Here is a 16,126-nt window from a genome sequence, read left to right as displayed (position 1 = left end):
CCGCGCAAGAAATGAGCAAGTCAGCGAAAGTTTTGGACTCCAGCGCGGCAGCTCTTCCCTGACCCGCCCACCAGGAGAGGCCCATGCGTATTCCGAGATGGCGGTTGCTGACCGCCTTGCTGGCTGCGAGTCTCGCGGCGGCACCACTCGTCCGACCGGTACCGGCCGCGCAGGCCGCCGTACTCGCCGGACCCAACCTCGCCGCCGGCAAAGCCGCCTCGGCCAGTAGCAGCACCCAGACCTACGTCGCGTCGAACGTGACGGACAGCAACCAGAGCAGCTACTGGGAGAGCGCGAACAACGCGTTCCCGCAGTGGGTCCAGGTCGACCTCGGCTCGTCGGTCGCGACCAACCAGGTCGTGCTCAAGCTGCCGACCGCGAACTGGGGTGCCCGCGACGAGACCCTCGCGGTCCAGGGCAGCGTCGACGGGCAGAACTTCACCGATCTGTCCGCGTCCGCGGCGCGCACGTTCAGCCCGCCGAACAACACCGTGACCGTCAACTACGGCACGGCGACCACGCGGTACGTCCGGATCCGGATCACCGCGAACACCGGGTGGCCGGCCGGGCAGCTGTCCGAGCTCGAGGTCTACGGGCCGGCGACCGGTGACACCCAGGCTCCCACCGCCCCGGGCGGCCTGGCCTTCACCGAGCCCGGCTCCGGACAGATCCGCCTCACCTGGAACGCGTCGACCGACAACGTCGGCGTCACCGGGTACGACGTCTACGCCAACGGCCAGCTGAAAACCAGCGTGACCGGGCTGACGTACACAGACAACCAGCCGGCCAACGTGTCGGTGACGTACTTCGTCCGCGCAAAGGATGCTGCTGGCAATCAATCTCCGAACAGCAACACCGTCACCCGTAACGGCAGCGGCGGACCGGGTAGCAACCTCGCGCTGCACAAGCCGATCACCGCGTCCGGGTACACGTTCACCTACGTGCCGGCGAACGCGAACGACGACGATGTGACGACGTACTGGGAGGGCAACGCCAACCCGGCGACGCTGACCACACAGCTCGGCTCGAATGCGGATCTCAGCTCGATCGTGGTCCGGCTCAACCCGGACTCGGCGTGGGGGCCGCGGACGCAGACGTTCTCGATCCTCGGTCGCGAGCAGAGCTCGTCGACGTTCACGACGATCGTCGGCTCCGCTGCGTACAACTTCAGCCCGTCGAGCGGCAACAGCGTGACGATCCCGGTGAGCGCGCGGGTGGCCGACGTACGGCTGAACTTCACCGGGAACACCGGCGCGCCGGCCGGGCAGGTCGCTGAGCTGCAGGTGCTCGGCGTACCGGCTCCGAACCCGGATCTCACCTTGTCGAACGTGTCCTGGACACCGACGTCTCCGGTGGAGACCGACGCGATCACGGTCCGCGCGACGGTGAACAACGGCGGTACGGCGGGGTCCGCGGCGACCGACGTGAACTTCTACTTCGGCGACACAAAGGTCGGTACGGCGGCGGTCGGCGCGCTCGCGGCCGGGGCGTCGACAACGGTCAGCGCCTCGATCGGGACGCGCGACGCGGGGTCGTACTCGTTGAGCGCCAAGGTCGACGAGGCCAACACGGTGATCGAGCAGAACGACGGCAACAACACCGCGAACGCTTCCGGGCCTCTTGTGGTGACGCCGGTCGCGAGCTCGGACCTGATCGCGTCGGCGGTCAACTGGACGCCGGGCAACCCGTCGGCGGGCAACTCCGTCGCCTTCTCGGTTGCTTTGCGCAACCAAGGCAGTGTCGCCTCTGCGTCTGGTGCGCATGGGATCACGCTGACGGTACTCAACGGGTCGTCCGTGGTCACTACGCTGACCGGGTCGTACAACGGTGCGATCGCGGCCGGTGCGACCACTCCTGCTGTTGCTCTGGGCAACTGGACGGCGGCAAACGGGCGCTACACCGTGCGGGTCGTGCTGGCCGACGACGCGAACGAGCTGCCGGTCAAGCGGACGAACAACACCAGCGAGCGGCCCCTCTTCGTCGGTCGCGGTGCGAACATGCCGTACGACCACCTCGAAGCGGAGGACGCCTCGGTCGGCGGCGGCGCGACCGTCATCGGGCCGAACCGGACCATCGGCGATCTGGCCGGCGAGGCTTCCGGCCGGCGCGCGGTGACGCTCAACTCGAACGGCTCGTACGTCGAGTTCACCACGCGGGCATCGACGAACACGCTGGTCACCCGGTTCTCGATGCCGGACTCCGCCGGTGGCGGTGGCCAGAGCTCGTCGATCAGTGTCTACATCAACGGCAGCTTCGCGAAGACGTTGCCGCTGACCTCGAAGTACGCCTGGCTGTACGGCGCGGAGGCGTCGCCGAACAACTCGCCCGGATCGGGTCCGGCGCGGCACATCTACGACGAAGCCAACCTGATGCTCGACCAGACGTATCCGGCCGGGACGAAGATCCGGCTGCAGAAGGATCCGGCCAACAGCACGACGTACTCGATCGACTTCGTCGACACCGAGGCCGCGACTCAGGTTGCGAACCCGGGCGCCGGATTCGTGACGCCGGCCGGGTTCTCCCAGCAGGACGTGCAGAACGCGCTCGACCGGGTGCGGCAGGACAGCACGTTGCAGGGCGTCTATCTGCCGGCCGGTGACTACGACACGTCGTCGAAGTTCCAGGTGTACGGCAAGGCCGTCAAGATCGTCGGGGCCGGACCCTGGTTCACCCGGTTCCACGCGCCGACGACGCAGGACAACACCGATGTCGGATTCCGGTCCGAGGCATCGGCGAACGGCTCGACGTTCAGCGGATTCGCGTACTTCGGCAACTACACGTCGCGGATCGACGGACCCGGGAAGGTGTTCGACTTCTCCGGTACGGCGAACATGACCATCGACAACATCTGGGTCGAGCACATGGTCTGCATGTACTGGGGCTCGAACACCGACACGTCGACGATCAAGAACTCACGCATCCGGGACACGTTCGCCGACGGCATCAACATGACGAACGGATCGTCCGGGAACACCGTCAGCAACAACGACGCCCGCTCGACCGGCGACGACAGTTTCGCGCTCTTCAACGCCACCGACAACGGCGGCGGGGAGGTGCGGGACAACGTCTTCGAGAATCTGTCCGCGGCGCTGACCTGGCGGGCCGCCGGGTTCGCCGTGTATGGCGGGACGAACAACATCTTCCGGAACCTGTACGCGGCGGACATGCTCACGTACCCGGGGATCACGATCAGCTCGCTGGACTTCGGCATTCCGATGAACGGATTCGGTGCGACCCCGCCGACCGTCTTCCAGAATGCTTCGGTGGTGCGATCCGGTGGGCATTTCTGGGGCAATCAGGCATTCCCCGGGGTGTGGATCTTCTCGGCATCGAAGATCTTCCAGGGGATTCGCGTGAGTGATCTCGACATCGTCGATCCGACGTACAGCGGGATCATGTTCCAGACCAACTACGTCGGCGGCCAGCCGCAGTTCCCGGTCGCGGACACCGTCTTCACCAACACGACAATCACCGGAGCCCGCAAATCCGGCGACGCCTTCGATGCCAAGTCCGGCTTCGGAATCTGGGCCAACGAACTCCCAGAACCCGGCCAAGGCCCAGCCGTAGGCTCCGTCACCTTCAACAACCTAACCCTCTCCAACAACGCCAAAGACATCCAAAACACAACCACAACCTTCACCATCAACCGCAACTAACACCACGGAGCCGCCGGAGGACTCACCGACCTCCGGCGGCTCCATTTCAATCTGCCCCAACCTGCCCCGAGATGCCCCGGTGTCACTGCCGGACCTACCTCCCGACACGTGTGAACGTCGAACCTTGCCACTCACAGGGCGGGGAGATGCCAACCCACGTGTTCGTCGACGAGAACAAGACCCGGGGATTCCTGATGGTTGCCGCTCGGTGCCCATCAGGTGATGTCGCGGTCAATCGCAAGGCTCTTCGCGGGCTGCTCCTGCCTGGACAGGAGCGTCTGCATTTCAGGCACGAGACCGATGCACGCCGCAAGCAGATCCTTGACGTCATCGCAGGGCTACACCTGCTGGTCGACATCTATGCGACCGAGCGAGAGACGCTCGCTAACAGGCGCCGCTGTCTCGAGGCGATCGTCCGCGATGCGGCAACTGACGCCGAGCGGCTCGTGATCGAGCGGGACGAGTCGACCATCGCGCGGGACCGGGAGACGCTGCACGCCGCGTGCCTGCGCTTCGAGTGCTTCGAGCTGCGGTGGGAGCTGATGGTGCCGAAGCTCGATCCGCTGCTGTGGGTGCCCGATGCCGTCGGCTGGGCGTGGGCCCGCGCAGGACACTGGCGCCGCACTGTCGCGGCGTTCAGTGGCCTGCGCGACCTCTGAAGAAAGCGCGAGACCCGGCTCACCGACCGTCCGGATGGCTGCCGGGTCCACTTCAAGGGACTCTTCTGTCCACGAGCAAGATCAACTGTAGCCGGAAGTTGTGGGTCGGGGAGCGGATTTTCTTATCTGCCCCTGGATGCCCCTGGAAACCCTGGCTTACAGGTCTTTGGTTATTCGGGAGAGGGCTTGGCCGGCTTTGAGGACCAGGGCTCGGTCTGTGTCGTCGAGGCGGTTGAGGAGGTTGGAGAGTTCGTCGGCTGCCTGCTGGCCGGACGCTTCTACGGTGGCGGCGCCGACCTCGGTGAGGACGACGGCGGTGGCGCGGCCGTCGACGGGGTCCGGCTCGCGGCGTACCAGGCCGGCTTGTTCCAGCGCCGCGACCGTGGTGGTCGCGGTGGGTTGGGAGCACGGGACCCGGCTGGCGATCTCGCCGATCCGGATCGGTTGCTCGTCGGCGATCAGCATCAGCGCCAGGAACTGCGTCGGGTGCATGACCGTGGTGGTCCTGCTCCGGCGCAGGTGCCTGACGATCCGGTGCATGCTCACCAGGAGTAGCAGAGTCTCAGCCGCCGCCATGTGCGCCATGTGGATCACCTCCGTCGGGAAGCGCCATCCTGGCACAGGCAGCCAAACAACTCCTACAACGAGAGCCTGATATCTGGGTGATAAACGTCAATCCAGGTCGCCAGCGACAGCGTTTGCTCCAGCTGCCGCCGCCCCGCCCCCTCCGCCGACCGGGCCAGCTGATCGGCCCGCTCGCGGTCCACCAGCTCGAACACCGGATGCCGATCGGCCACCAGCTCACGGACCTGCCCCGCCAGCGCCTCGACGTATGCCGGATCCTGGGTCTGCGGGTACGGCGACTTCCGCCGCTCCACCACCGACCGCGGCAGTACGTCGCTGGTCGCCGCCCGCAGCAGGCTCTTCTCGTGCCCGTCGAACGTCTTCATCGACCACGGCGTGTTGTAGACGTACTCCACCAGCCGGTGATCGCAGAACGGCACCCGCACCTCCAGCCCGACCGCCATGCTCATCCGGTCCTTCCGGTCGAGCAGGATCCGCACCATCCGGGTCAGGTGCAGGTAGCAGACCTTCCGCATCGCCCACTCGTCGTCCGACTCCCCTTCGAGCCGCTCGATCTCGCCCACGGCCTCGGCATACCGGTCCCGCAGATGACCGCCGAGGTCGAGCTGCCGCAGCACGTCCTTCCGTAGGACGTTGACCTGGCCGGACTGTCGTCGCGAGAGCGAGTACGCGATCCACGGGAACATCGGCCGGTTCCGGACCTCGGGGTCGTGGAACCACAGGTACCCGCCGAACACCTCGTCCGCCGACTCGCCCGACAGCGCGACCGTCGACTGCTCGCGGATCGCCGAGAACAGCAGGTACAGCGAGTTGAAGATGTCGCCGCCGATCGGCCCGTCGTTCGCCCGGACCACCTTCCGCCGGATCTCCGGATCGGTCAGTACGGCGTTGTCCAGCACGATGTCCGAGTGCTGCGAATGCACCAGATCCGCAACGTCGTGCACGTACGGCGTGTCCGGCGTACCGCGGAGCTCGGTCGGCTGGAAGTTCTCCTCCTGCCCGACGAAGTCGACCGCGAAGCTGCGGACCTTCTTCCCCTCCTCCGCCAGCTGCCCGGCGGCGAGCGCCGTGATCGCGCTCGAGTCGAGCCCGCCCGACAACAACACACACCGCGGTACGTCGGCCACGAGCTGCCGCCGCGTGATGTCGTCGAGCAGCTCCCGGATACGCGCGACCGAGGTGTCCTGGTCGTCGGTGTGCTGCCTGGTTTCCAACCGCCAGTAGACGTTGCGACGGATGCCGGCGCGATCGACCGTGACGACAGTGCCCGGCTCGACCTCGAACATCCCCGCCCACAAGGACTTGCCGGGCGTCTTCGACATCGTGAACAGCTCGCGCAGACCCCCGGCCTCGACGACGGCCGGTACGGCGGGGTTCGCCAGGATCGCCTTCGGCTCGGAACCGAACAGCACCCCGTCCGCGGTCGGGTAGTAGAAGAACGGCTTGATGCCCATCCGGTCGCGGACCATCACCAGGGTCTCGGTCCGCGGGTCCCAGATGGCGAGCGCGTACATCCCGTTCAGCCGTTCCGCGAACGCAGTACCCCACTCGGCGTAGGCACGGAGTACGACCTCGGTGTCGGAGTCGGTCGTGAACGCGTGCCCGCGGCGGCGGAGCTCGTCGCGCAGCTCGGTGTAGTTGTAGACCTCACCGCTGTAGACCATCCCGAGCGTGATCGTGCGCACCTCGTGGACGACCTCGGTGGTCATCGGCTGCTCGCCGCCGGGGAGGTCGATGACCGCGAGTCTGCGATGCCCGAGCGCGACGTGCGGCGAGTACCAGGTGCCTCTCGCGTCCGGCCCGCGGCACGACATCGTCTCGGTCATCGCGTCGACGACCTCCCGCTCCGCGCCGAGATCCTGCCGGTACGCCACCCACCCGGTGATGCCACACATACGGTCACTCCTCGTCCCTCGAGAGATGCATTCCCTCCCAATGTATTTCTCGCAGGGAGTGACACAAGCAATCGTTTGGGTGAGCAAACTCTCAGAGGTGTACGGCGAGCACCCCTAGCGCGAATGCCAGTCCGGCCAGGCCGAGCATCGTGGTCGCGAGGATGATCAGGCGACGTTGGAGTGTCGGCAGTTCGGCCGCGGTCGCGAAGACACGCTGCGGCCAGTGGCGCCAGGAGACGTACCAGAAGATGCCGGTTGCGATCAGCAACAACAAGCCCTTCACCGCGTGGATCCACCAGTGGTCCTGGTTGATCGCGAGCATCGCGCCGCCGGTGAGCGCGATCGCGGCGATCAGGCCGATCACCTTCCAGCGGTTGCCTGAGGCAATGACTGCGGTGAGGTGCTCGCGGCCGTCCTGGTCGGTCCCGAAGTACCGCTTGAGCTTCGGTTGCACGACGAACAGCGAGTACGCCATCCCGCCGACCCACGCCGCCGCCAGCCCCGCGTGGATGATCGCAAGCACGGCTGTCATCCCACGAAAATAGGTCACGTCCGGGTGCACCTGCCTTATAGCCTCGCGGCATGGATCCGTGGCAGACGTTGACGACCGCATACGAACAGTCCCGAGTCCGTGAGGATTCGCTCGACCAATTGATGGAATGGGACGCCCAGCGCTCGATGATCGGGTCGGTCGCGGGCAAGACCGTCCTCGACGTCGGCTGCGGCAACGGCGGCAAGGCCGTCGAGCTGGCCCGGGAGTACGGCGCGGCGTCGGTGGTCGGCGTGGACGTCGGCGCGCAGTTCGTGACGCCGCCGGACGACGTCGACGTCACGTTGCTCACCGGCGACCTCTCCACGCTCGACGAGATCGAGGCGATCGAGGGCCGGCGGTTCGATGTGGTGGTGTTCCTGCAGTCGCTCGCGTACGCCCGGGATCGTGATCGGACGCTGCGCGCGGTGCGGTCGCTGCTGACCGAGGACGGCGTACTCGTCGTCTCCATCGCCCACCCGATCCGCTGGGCCGTCGAACGCTCGGAGCGGGAGGGCATCGGGCTCGGGGACGCGTACCACGCGGTCGGCCCGTACTCGTACCCGTCGCTCTGGGACCGGGACGTGACCATCACCCACACGACCGACACGTTCTCGTCGATCCACAACTCCTTGACCGACAACGGATTCGTGGTCGAGCGGGTACTCGAGCCGCAACTGTCGGAGGAGCTCGACGAATTCGCCGACGCCCTCCAAGCCGGCAAGCTGACCCCCACCCAATCCGCCACCGTCCTCACCCAAACCCAAACCTTCATCAACCACTACCTCCGCCGCCCAGAGGAAGGCCCGAACGGCCCCACCCGCCAGTTCCCCCCACCCGCAGTCACAGCCCTCGAACAACTCCCAAGCTTCCTGGAACCTGTCCCCGACTGACGAAGCCCTCTTCGCCATCAACACCGTCCAACGCCACAACACCCCGTTCCCCCAGGGCCAGCAACCCGGGAAGCCTCCCTCGAACGGGCAGCGAGCACCCCAACGGCGGCAGCCGGTAAGTCCGTCGTCACCACGGCCCGCTCGCCCGCGGACAATCGGGCAGTCGCCCGTGAGCGGTGCCGCCGCAACAAGCCGCGGCCCGGCGGCGGCCGGAAGACGTCGGCGGTAGCTGGCAGGTTCGGCGCCAGCAACCCGGCCGACACTGGCGGGTCCGGCAGCTGGCAGGTCTGCCACCGCGACGGCCCCTTCGCTTGAGCCAGCCGAGTAGTCGGGCCCGAGCGGCGCGGCGGTGGCAGCCGCACCCACACCGGCGCCGGCACTGGCCGGCCAAGCCGATAAGCGGTGGCCGGACCGGATGCGCGGGCAACATCCGGTGGGCTGGGTGGGAGCGGGCGAAGCAGGTGCGCTGAGGAGCGCAGCGACGAAGAAAGCAACTGCGAAAGCACGCGGCAGACCGGGTAGTCACCCGCGAGCGCCAGCGAGCTCACGCGGCGGCAGCCGCATAATCCCGGCGGCAGCCGGAACGTCCGGCGATAGCCGGAAAGGATGCACCGGCGATGAGCCGGGGGGTGGGTGGGAGCGTGCGGAGCAGGGCGCTGAGGAGCGGAGCGACGAAGAGAGCGCTGCGGAGTGCGCGGGGGGCGAACCACCTCCCCAGAACAAAACAGCAGACCCCCGAGGCAAGCGCCCGGGGGTCTGTTGCGGAGTACCTGGAGTTGATCAGTCTTCGTCGGACTTGCCGGCGGCCAGGTTGGTTTTGATCAGGTCCATGACGGTGGAGTCGGCGAGGGTGGTTACGTCGCCTACCTCGCGGTTTTCGGCTACGTCGCGGAGGAGGCGGCGCATGATCTTGCCGGAGCGGGTCTTGGGGAGTTCGGAGACGACCATGATCTGGCGGGGCTTGGCGATCGGGCCGATTTCCTTGGCTACGTGGTTGCGGAGTTCCTGCACCACGTCAGGACCACCGTCGCCCGCCTCGGACCGCAGGATGACGAAGGCCGCGATCGCCTGACCGGTGGTCGGGTCCGACGCACCCACAACGGCCGCCTCAGCGACCTTCGGGTGCGAGACGAGAGCGGACTCGATCTCGGTCGTCGACAATCGGTGCCCCGACACGTTCATCACGTCGTCGACGCGGCCGAGCAGCCACAGGTCGCCGTCCTCGTCCTTCTTCGCGCCGTCGCCGGCGAAGTACACGCCCGGGAAGCGCGACCAGTACGTGTCGACGAAGCGCTGGTCGTCGCCCCACAGCGTCCGGAGCATCGACGGCCACGGCTTGGTGATCACCAGGTAGCCGCCCGACCCGTCCGGCACCGAGTTGCCCGCGTCGTCGACGACATCCACGTTCACGCCCGGGATCGCCCGCATCGCGGCGCCCGGCTTGCCAGCGGTCACGCCCGGCAGCGGCGAGATCATGTGCATACCGGTCTCGGTCTGCCACCACGTGTCGACGACCGGCGCCTTGTTCCCGCCGATGTTCTCGCGGTACCAGATGTATGCCTCGGGGTTGATCGGCTCGCCGACCGACCCGATCACCCGCAGCGTCGACAGGTCGAACTTGGCCGGGATGTCCGCGCCCCACTTCATGAATGTCCTGATCGCGGTCGGCGCGCAGTACAGGATCGACACCTTGTACTTCTGCACGATCTCCCACCAGCGGCCCTGGTGCGGGGTGTCCGGCGTGCCTTCGTACAGCACGGACGTGGTCGCGTTCGCGAGTGCGCCGTACACGATGTAGCTGTGGCCGGTGACCCACCCGATGTCGGCGGCGGTCCAGTACACGTCGGTGTCCGGCTTGAGGTCGAACACACCCCATTGCGTGTACGCCGTACCGACCAGGTAGCCGCCCGTCGTGTGCAGGATGCCCTTCGGCTTGCCCGTGCTGCCGGAGGTGTACATCACGTACAGCGGGTGCTCGGCGTCGAAGGCCTCCGGCGTGTGGTCCGCGGACTGCTTGCCGACGAAGTCCTCCCACCACAGGTCGCGGTCCTCGACCATTTCGGTGTCCTGACCGGTGCGCTTCACCACGAGCACGTTGCGCACATCCGGGCAGTCCACCAGCGCCGCGTCCACCGCGGGCTTCAGCGCCGCCGCCGCGCCCCGGCGGTAGCCGCCGTCCGACGTGATCACGACGCGGGCGTCGCAGTCCAGGATCCGGTCCTTCAGCGCCTCGGAGGAGAAGCCGCCGAAGATGACCGTGTGTGGGGCGCCGATCCGGGCGCAGGCGAGCATCGCGACCACGGTCTCGGGGATCATCGGCATGTAGATCGCGACGATCTCGCCGGCCTGGACGTTCAGCTCGAGCAGCGCGTTGGCCGCCTTGCTGACCTCGTCCTTGAGCTGCGCGTACGTGATCTCGCGGGTGTCACCGGGCTCGCCCTCGAAGTAGTACGCGACCTTGTCGCCGAGACCGTTCTCGACGTGGCGGTCGACGCAGTTGTACGCCGCGTTCAGCTTGCCGTCGGCGTACCACTTGGCGAACGGCGGGTTGCTCCAGTCCAGCGTCTCCGTCGGCTCGGTGGCCCAGGTGATGCGCTTGGCCTGCTCGGCCCAGAACCCCTCCAGGTCGGCCGCGGCCCGCTCGTACGCGTCGGCCTTGAGGTTGGCGTTCGCGGCGAGCTCGGCGGGCGGCTCGAACCGGCGCTCCTCGTGCATCAGGTTCGACAGCGCCTCGGACTGGGCCTCGGGCTTGGGTGACTCTGCATTCGTCACGTCGACGACTCCTCATCGCTGGCTTCGGCGCGCCGGCGCGCCCGGCTACCTTTCTACCAACGCTCACCCTGCCACGGAACCGGGGTATCGCCGAGTCGTTTCGAATCTGCGCCGAACAGGACCGATTCCGGGCCCGGCGGAGCAGAAATTCCGGCGTACGGCGGAACCATCGCGCCGGTCCGCGCATCGGACAACCTGTGAACGCGATGCAGACCGACTCCCAGCCGACACCTGTGACCGAGGAACGCCGGAAGATCTCCCGGGCCGCGCGCCGCCGGGTTCACGCTCGTGAGCTGCGCGTACGCCGTACCCAGCGGGCGGCTCGCGCCCAGCTGCCGGACGTGTAGGCCTACAGCTCCTGGTGATAGCCCAGGAGCTTGGTCAGGATCGTGGTCAGCCGGGCACGATCGGTGGCCGAGAGCGGCGCGAAGATCTCCTCCTGCGCCTTGCCGACCAGGTTCGTCAGCCGCTTGTACTGCCGCTTGCCGGCCGTGGTGATCGTGATGATGTTGCGTCGGGCATCGGCCGGGTCCGGGCTGCGTTCGACGTACCCGTCGCCCTCCAGCTCGTTGAGCGCGGCAACTACGTCGCTGCGGTCGATGCAGCTGCGCCGCCCGAGCTCTGCCTGACTGGCCGGGCCGAACTCCACCAGCGTCGCGAGCAACCGGAAGTGGTACGCCCGCGCACCCCCGGCGGCGAACGACTCGGTGACGATCCGGTGCGCCTGGGCCGCGCTCTGGGTCAGCAGCCAGCTCGGCAACTGAGTCAGGGCGGTCGGAGTCTGCTGCTCGTCCACCTGGGCAGTCTATGGGGCGAGAGGTCCGCCATCGGTGATCTCAGCGTTGGCCGCACCCACGATTCGCGGGCCGGCGTAGTTGCGGTGAGCAAGATTCCGGGCCGCGGAATACTGGTCTAGTCGGGGTGCTCGCGGGCCCGGGGGCGCGGGCGATAGGTTCGGCGTATGGCTGGGGCTGAGGAGTACTTCGGTAGGGCGTTGGCGATCGCGCAGAAGGCGGCCGAGACGCAACTCGGGGCGATCCGGGTGGCGGCGGGGCTGGTCGCGGACGCGCTCGCCGGCGGGAAGCGGTTCTGGGTGTTCGGAACGGGGCACAGCCACGCGCTGGCCGAGGAGGTGTACGGCCGCGCCGGCGGGCTGGCCGACGTACGGGCGATTCTCGAGCCGGGGCTGATGCTGCACGAGGGGCTGGAGAAGAGCTCGTTGCTCGAGCGGCTGCCCGGTCTGGCCGCGGTTCTGCTGGAGATCAACCAGCCGGAGTCCGGCGATGTCGTACTGATCGCGTCGAACTCCGGGCGGAACGCCGTACCGGTCGAGTTCGCTCTGGGTGCACGGGAGCGGGGTGCGCAGGTGATCGCGCTGACATCGATGGCGCACACCACGGCGACCACGTCCCGGGTGCCGGGTGGCCAGCGGTTGTTCGAGACCGCGGACGTGGTGATCGACAACTGCGGCGTACCGGGTGACGCGCTCATCGAGGTGCCCGGCTCCCCCGAACGCACGGGCGCCACGTCGACGATGATCGGCGCGATGCTCCTCCAGGCGCTGACCGTGGAGGTCGTTGCCCGTCTGGCGGAGCGCGGCGAGACCCCGAACGTTCTCCGGAGTCTGAACGTATGAAGCAGTTCCTTCTACAGATGTCCGGCATTCCCGGCGCCGGCAAGTCGACCGTCGCGCGACACGTCGGTGCGCGGTACGGCGCGATCGTCGTGGATCTCGACGTGATCCGGAGCGCGATCCTGGACGGCGGCTTACCGATCGAGGCGAGCGGGCGGGCCGCGTATCCGGTCATGTTTGCGCTCACACGCGATCTGCTGGACCAGGGCGTGAGCGTGGTGATGGACAGCCCGTGCGGGTACGACGAGATCCTGGCGACGGGTCGGGAGATCGCTGGGGAGCGGGGTGCGGCGTACAAGTACGTCGAGTGCTGGACGGAGGATCTCGCGCTCATCGACAGCCGCCTCCGAGGCAGACCCACACTCCGCAGCCAACGTCGAGCGATCGGCCAACATGCGATCGATGCAGGCGGCACGGACACGGACGGCGAACAACTGTTCCGCGAGTGGATCCAACGGACGAAACGCCCGACTGACGGCTATCTCCAGGTGGACGCAACAAAGCCGATGGACCTGATCCTGGACGAGGTCTCGAAGTACCTGGAGACGTAGCCCCCGCGTGCTACGCAACCGCCTCTCGTCGCTGCGCTCCTCGGCGCGGTTGCTTCGCGCGCTGCCCACCCACCCCCGGGCTTATCGCCCGGAAGTGTCCTTTCCGGCTATCGCCGGTGTTGGCGGCTGCCGCCGCGGTCTGCTCGCTGTCGCTCGCAGGTGACTGCGCTTGGTCGGCGTCTGCTCATCGTGCGGCTACTCCGAGTGCGTGCTGGTCAGCCCCGCGAGCTACGTCGCCGCCCGCGGGTCGCGCTGCCTCGCTCGTTGACTGCCTGCTGGCGGTGCCCGTTCGTGGTTGTTCAAGCAGCCGCGCATCAGCTCAAATGCGCGGGGCTGCGAGCGACGCAGTCGCCCAGCGTGCATGACCATGTCGAACCGCTGACGTTGTCCCGCAAGGCTTCGGCAGCCGGGTCAAACGATCTACGTCCAAGATCCGCGCGAGCATGACGGGTGAATCGGCCATCACCTCCACGGCGACGCCCGGCCTACGCAGTCACACGCGAGCGAAAGCGAGCGCACCGCGGGCGGCAGCCCGCAACTCGCCGGCGACAGGCGGCTGCGAAGCACGCGGGGACGAACCAGTTCCACTCGCAGTAGTCGCACGACCGGTAGGCGCCGACCAAACGCAGTCACATGCGAGCGACAGCGAGCAAGCCGCGGCGATAGCCGCCAACACCGGCGATAGCCGGAAAGGATGCTCCGGGCGATAAGCCCGGGGGTGGGTGGGTAGCGCGCGGAGCTGCCGCGCCGAGGAGCGCAGCGACGAGAGGCGGCTGCGTAGCTCGCGGGGGACGGACCAGCTTCCCCGCGCAGCAGCCGCACGATGAGCAGACGCCCGCCAGACGCAGTCACACGCGAGCGACAGCGAGCCAACGCGGCGGCAGCCGCAAACCCCGGCGGCAGCCGGAAAGGATGCTCCGGGCGATAAGCCCGGGGGTGGGTGGGCAGCGGGCGGAGCTGCCGCGCCGAGGAGCGGAGCGACGAGAGTCGGCTGCGGAAGCGCGCGGGGGGTCAGGTGGCGCGGTACGCGACCGTGATGTCGTAGCGGTCCGACCTGTACACCGATCGGCCGAATTCGATGACCTGGTCGGTGGCGGTGCGGGGGGCCACGGTGATGATGAGGCACGGGGTGGAGTTGTCGATCTCGAGGAGTTCGGCGTCGCCGGGTTCTGGTGGGGCGGCGACGATCGAGGCGGAGACCATGCCCAGTGTCACGCCGTACCGGGTGGAGAGTTCGGTGTAGAGCGACTTCTCGGCGAAGTCGATCTCGTCGAGGCCGGGGTAGCGCTGCAGGGACAGGGCCGTGCGTTCGATCGCCATCGGGTCGCCGTCCGCGGTGCGGAGCCGGACAAGGTGCAGGACGGGAGTGCCGATCGGCTCTTCGAGTTCGCGGGCGAGGTCCTCATCGGCGGCACCGACGCGGTGTTCGAGGACCTTGGCTCCGGGCTGGATGCCGCGGTTGATCATGTCCTGGGTGAACGACGAGGCGAGCATCCGCGACGGGCGCGGCTCGGCGACGAAGGTGCCGCCGCCGGGGCGGCGGTTGGCCAGGCCCTCGGCCACGACCCGGTCCACTTCCTGCCGGACCGTCATCCGGGCCACGCCGAAGCGCTCGGCCAGGACGCGCTCGGACGGCAGGACGGTACCGACGGCCAGCGAGCGGGTGAGGTTCTCCAGAATCTCGCGAATCTGGTCACCCTTCGGACGATCGGTCCGCAGCTCCGTAGGGAGCTCGGCGAGATCGCCGGGGTTGTTCCGTGGGCGGGCCATGAGCTCAAGTATCCCTGGGAATCTGCCCGGCAAACCGGTTGCCGGGGTACGCGGACCGCGGTGTGTCTTACCGCGCAAGACGCCCGGCGACCACGCTGCCCCGGGACGACCTTGTCAGCCCGACTGTAACGTCCAGTGCCGCCTTACGGCCAGTGACCATCCACAGCCTCAGCCAATTCCCAGCAGGGGTAGTTTTGTCGTTATGACCCCGGGACAGTTCGTACAGGAGACGTCGTCGGCCGGTGAATGGAAGCGGCAGGGCAACAGATTCACCGGGCGGATCACGCGGGACTCCACCTCGGCGCCGGGCGAGGGTCCGGACGACCAGGGTCGCTGGCCGGTCGAGCCGGGGCGGTACCGGCTGGTCGTGAGTCTGGCCTGCCCGTGGGCGCATCGGTCCGTCATCGTCCGCCGGCTGCTCGGCCTGGAGGACGCGATCAGCCTGGCGATCGTCGACCCGATCCGCGACGAACGCGGCTGGCGGTTCACCCTCGACCCTGACGACACCGACCCCGTGCTCGGTATCAAGTTCCTCTCCGAGGCGTACCAGCGCACAGATCCGACGTACGACGGACGCGTGACGGTGCCCGCGATCGTCGACACGTTGACCGGCGACGTGGTCACGAACGACTACCCGCAGATCACGCTGGACCTCTCCACCGAGTGGACCGACTTCCACAAGCCAGGCGCGCCTCAGCTGATCCCGCCGGATCGCGCGGAGATGGACGCGCTGATCGACGAGATCTACCGCGACGTGAACAACGGCGTCTACCGCTGCGGTTTCGCGACCAGCCAGGACGCGTACGAGGAGGCGTACGACGCCCTGTTCGCGCGTCTCGACGTACTCGAGGAACGGCTCGCGGGCCGTGACTACCTGCTCGGCGACACGCTCCGCGAGGTCGACATCCGGCTGTTCACGACGCTCGTCCGCTTCGACGCGGTGTACCACGGCCACTTCAAGTGCAACCGGCAGAAGCTGACCGAGTTCCCCAACCTGTGGGCGTACGCGCGCCGGCTGTACCAGCTCCCGGGCTTCGGCGAGACGGTCGACTTCGACCAGATCAAGCGGCATTACTACGTCACCCACACCAACATCAACCCGACGGGCATCGTCCCGAAGGGTCCCGATCCGCGCGTCTGGATCAGCTAGCAAAGCGCACGCGACCCGGTAGAATCGGCTACT

13 protein-coding genes are annotated in these 16,126 nt (G+C 67.7%); 7 read left to right on the top strand and 6 right to left on the bottom strand.

The window, feature by feature from the left end:
* Window positions 1-83: 83 nt before the first annotated feature.
* Window positions 84-3,656 (top strand): discoidin domain-containing protein, encoded by a 3,573-nt coding sequence (locus FDA38_RS00730; RefSeq protein WP_137252137.1) that lies wholly within the window; start codon window positions 84-86, stop codon window positions 3,654-3,656.
* A gap of 146 nt (window positions 3,657-3,802) precedes the next feature.
* Complete coding sequence (locus FDA38_RS00725) at window positions 3,803-4,315, top strand: hypothetical protein (RefSeq protein WP_137252136.1); 513 nt, start codon at window positions 3,803-3,805, stop codon at window positions 4,313-4,315.
* Between the two features lie 156 nt (window positions 4,316-4,471).
* Here the strand turns inward: FDA38_RS00725 and FDA38_RS00720 are convergent, their stop codons facing one another.
* The 3 genes from FDA38_RS00720 to FDA38_RS00710 form a co-directional block, all read right to left on the bottom strand.
* Complete coding sequence (locus tag FDA38_RS00720; RefSeq protein ID WP_233714441.1) at window positions 4,472-4,900, bottom strand: MarR family winged helix-turn-helix transcriptional regulator; 429 nt, start codon at window positions 4,898-4,900, stop codon at window positions 4,472-4,474.
* Window positions 4,901-4,953: 53 nt separating this feature from the next.
* A complete protein-coding gene (asnB, locus tag FDA38_RS00715) occupies window positions 4,954-6,795 on the bottom strand; it encodes an asparagine synthase (glutamine-hydrolyzing) (RefSeq protein WP_137252135.1) in 1,842 nt (613 codons plus the stop codon).
* 91 nt (window positions 6,796-6,886) lie between these two features.
* Entirely contained in the window at window positions 6,887-7,327 is a 441-nt protein-coding gene (locus FDA38_RS00710; RefSeq protein ID WP_137252134.1) for a hypothetical protein, read from the bottom strand.
* A gap of 50 nt (window positions 7,328-7,377) precedes the next feature.
* On the opposite strand from FDA38_RS00710, the gene FDA38_RS00705 reads away from it, so the two are divergent.
* Window positions 7,378-8,217 carry a class I SAM-dependent methyltransferase gene (locus tag FDA38_RS00705; protein WP_137252133.1) on the top strand — a complete coding sequence of 280 codons (840 nt, stop codon included), beginning with the start codon at window positions 7,378-7,380 and terminating at the stop codon, window positions 8,215-8,217.
* 780 nt (window positions 8,218-8,997) lie between these two features.
* On the opposite strand, the gene acs is transcribed toward FDA38_RS00705, so the two are convergent.
* Window positions 8,998-10,932 (bottom strand): acetate--CoA ligase, encoded by a 1,935-nt coding sequence (acs, locus tag FDA38_RS00700; RefSeq protein ID WP_137254038.1) that lies wholly within the window; start codon window positions 10,930-10,932, stop codon window positions 8,998-9,000.
* A gap of 254 nt (window positions 10,933-11,186) precedes the next feature.
* On the opposite strand from acs, the gene FDA38_RS42005 reads away from it, so the two are divergent.
* Window positions 11,187-11,336, top strand: a complete 150-nt coding sequence (locus FDA38_RS42005) for a hypothetical protein (RefSeq protein WP_170989537.1) — start codon at window positions 11,187-11,189, stop codon at window positions 11,334-11,336.
* Window positions 11,337-11,338: 2 nt separating this feature from the next.
* On the opposite strand, the gene FDA38_RS00695 is transcribed toward FDA38_RS42005, so the two are convergent.
* Window positions 11,339-11,785 carry a MarR family winged helix-turn-helix transcriptional regulator gene (locus FDA38_RS00695; RefSeq protein ID WP_137252132.1) on the bottom strand — a complete coding sequence of 149 codons (447 nt, stop codon included), beginning with the start codon at window positions 11,783-11,785 and terminating at the stop codon, window positions 11,339-11,341.
* A 165-nt stretch (window positions 11,786-11,950) separates the two neighbouring features.
* Here FDA38_RS00695 and FDA38_RS00690 point away from each other — a divergent pair, with 165 nt between their 5' ends.
* Together FDA38_RS00690 and FDA38_RS00685 are read left to right on the top strand one after the other, a co-directional pair.
* Window positions 11,951-12,625, top strand: coding sequence for an SIS domain-containing protein (locus tag FDA38_RS00690; protein ID WP_137252131.1), 675 nt, complete (start codon window positions 11,951-11,953; stop codon window positions 12,623-12,625).
* Window positions 12,622-13,173, top strand: coding sequence for an AAA family ATPase (locus tag FDA38_RS00685; RefSeq protein WP_137252130.1), 552 nt, complete (start codon window positions 12,622-12,624; stop codon window positions 13,171-13,173). The genes FDA38_RS00690 and FDA38_RS00685 overlap by 4 nt, the downstream gene beginning before the upstream one ends.
* A 1,011-nt stretch (window positions 13,174-14,184) precedes the next feature.
* Here FDA38_RS00685 and FDA38_RS00680 read toward each other — a convergent pair.
* A complete protein-coding gene (locus tag FDA38_RS00680; RefSeq protein WP_137252129.1) occupies window positions 14,185-14,943 on the bottom strand; it encodes a GntR family transcriptional regulator in 759 nt (252 codons plus the stop codon).
* A 202-nt stretch (window positions 14,944-15,145) separates the two neighbouring features.
* Here FDA38_RS00680 and FDA38_RS00675 point away from each other — a divergent pair, with 202 nt between their 5' ends.
* The gene (locus FDA38_RS00675) at window positions 15,146-16,093 is read left to right on the top strand and encodes a glutathione S-transferase family protein (protein ID WP_137252128.1); all 948 of its coding nucleotides are present in this window, start codon (window positions 15,146-15,148) and stop codon (window positions 16,091-16,093) included.
* Window positions 16,094-16,126 lie beyond the last annotated feature (33 nt).

Source organism: Kribbella jiaozuonensis (assembly GCF_005233875.1).
Classification (GTDB): domain Bacteria; phylum Actinomycetota; class Actinomycetes; order Propionibacteriales; family Kribbellaceae; genus Kribbella; species Kribbella jiaozuonensis.
This window is presented reverse-complemented; position numbering and strand designations above follow the sequence as displayed.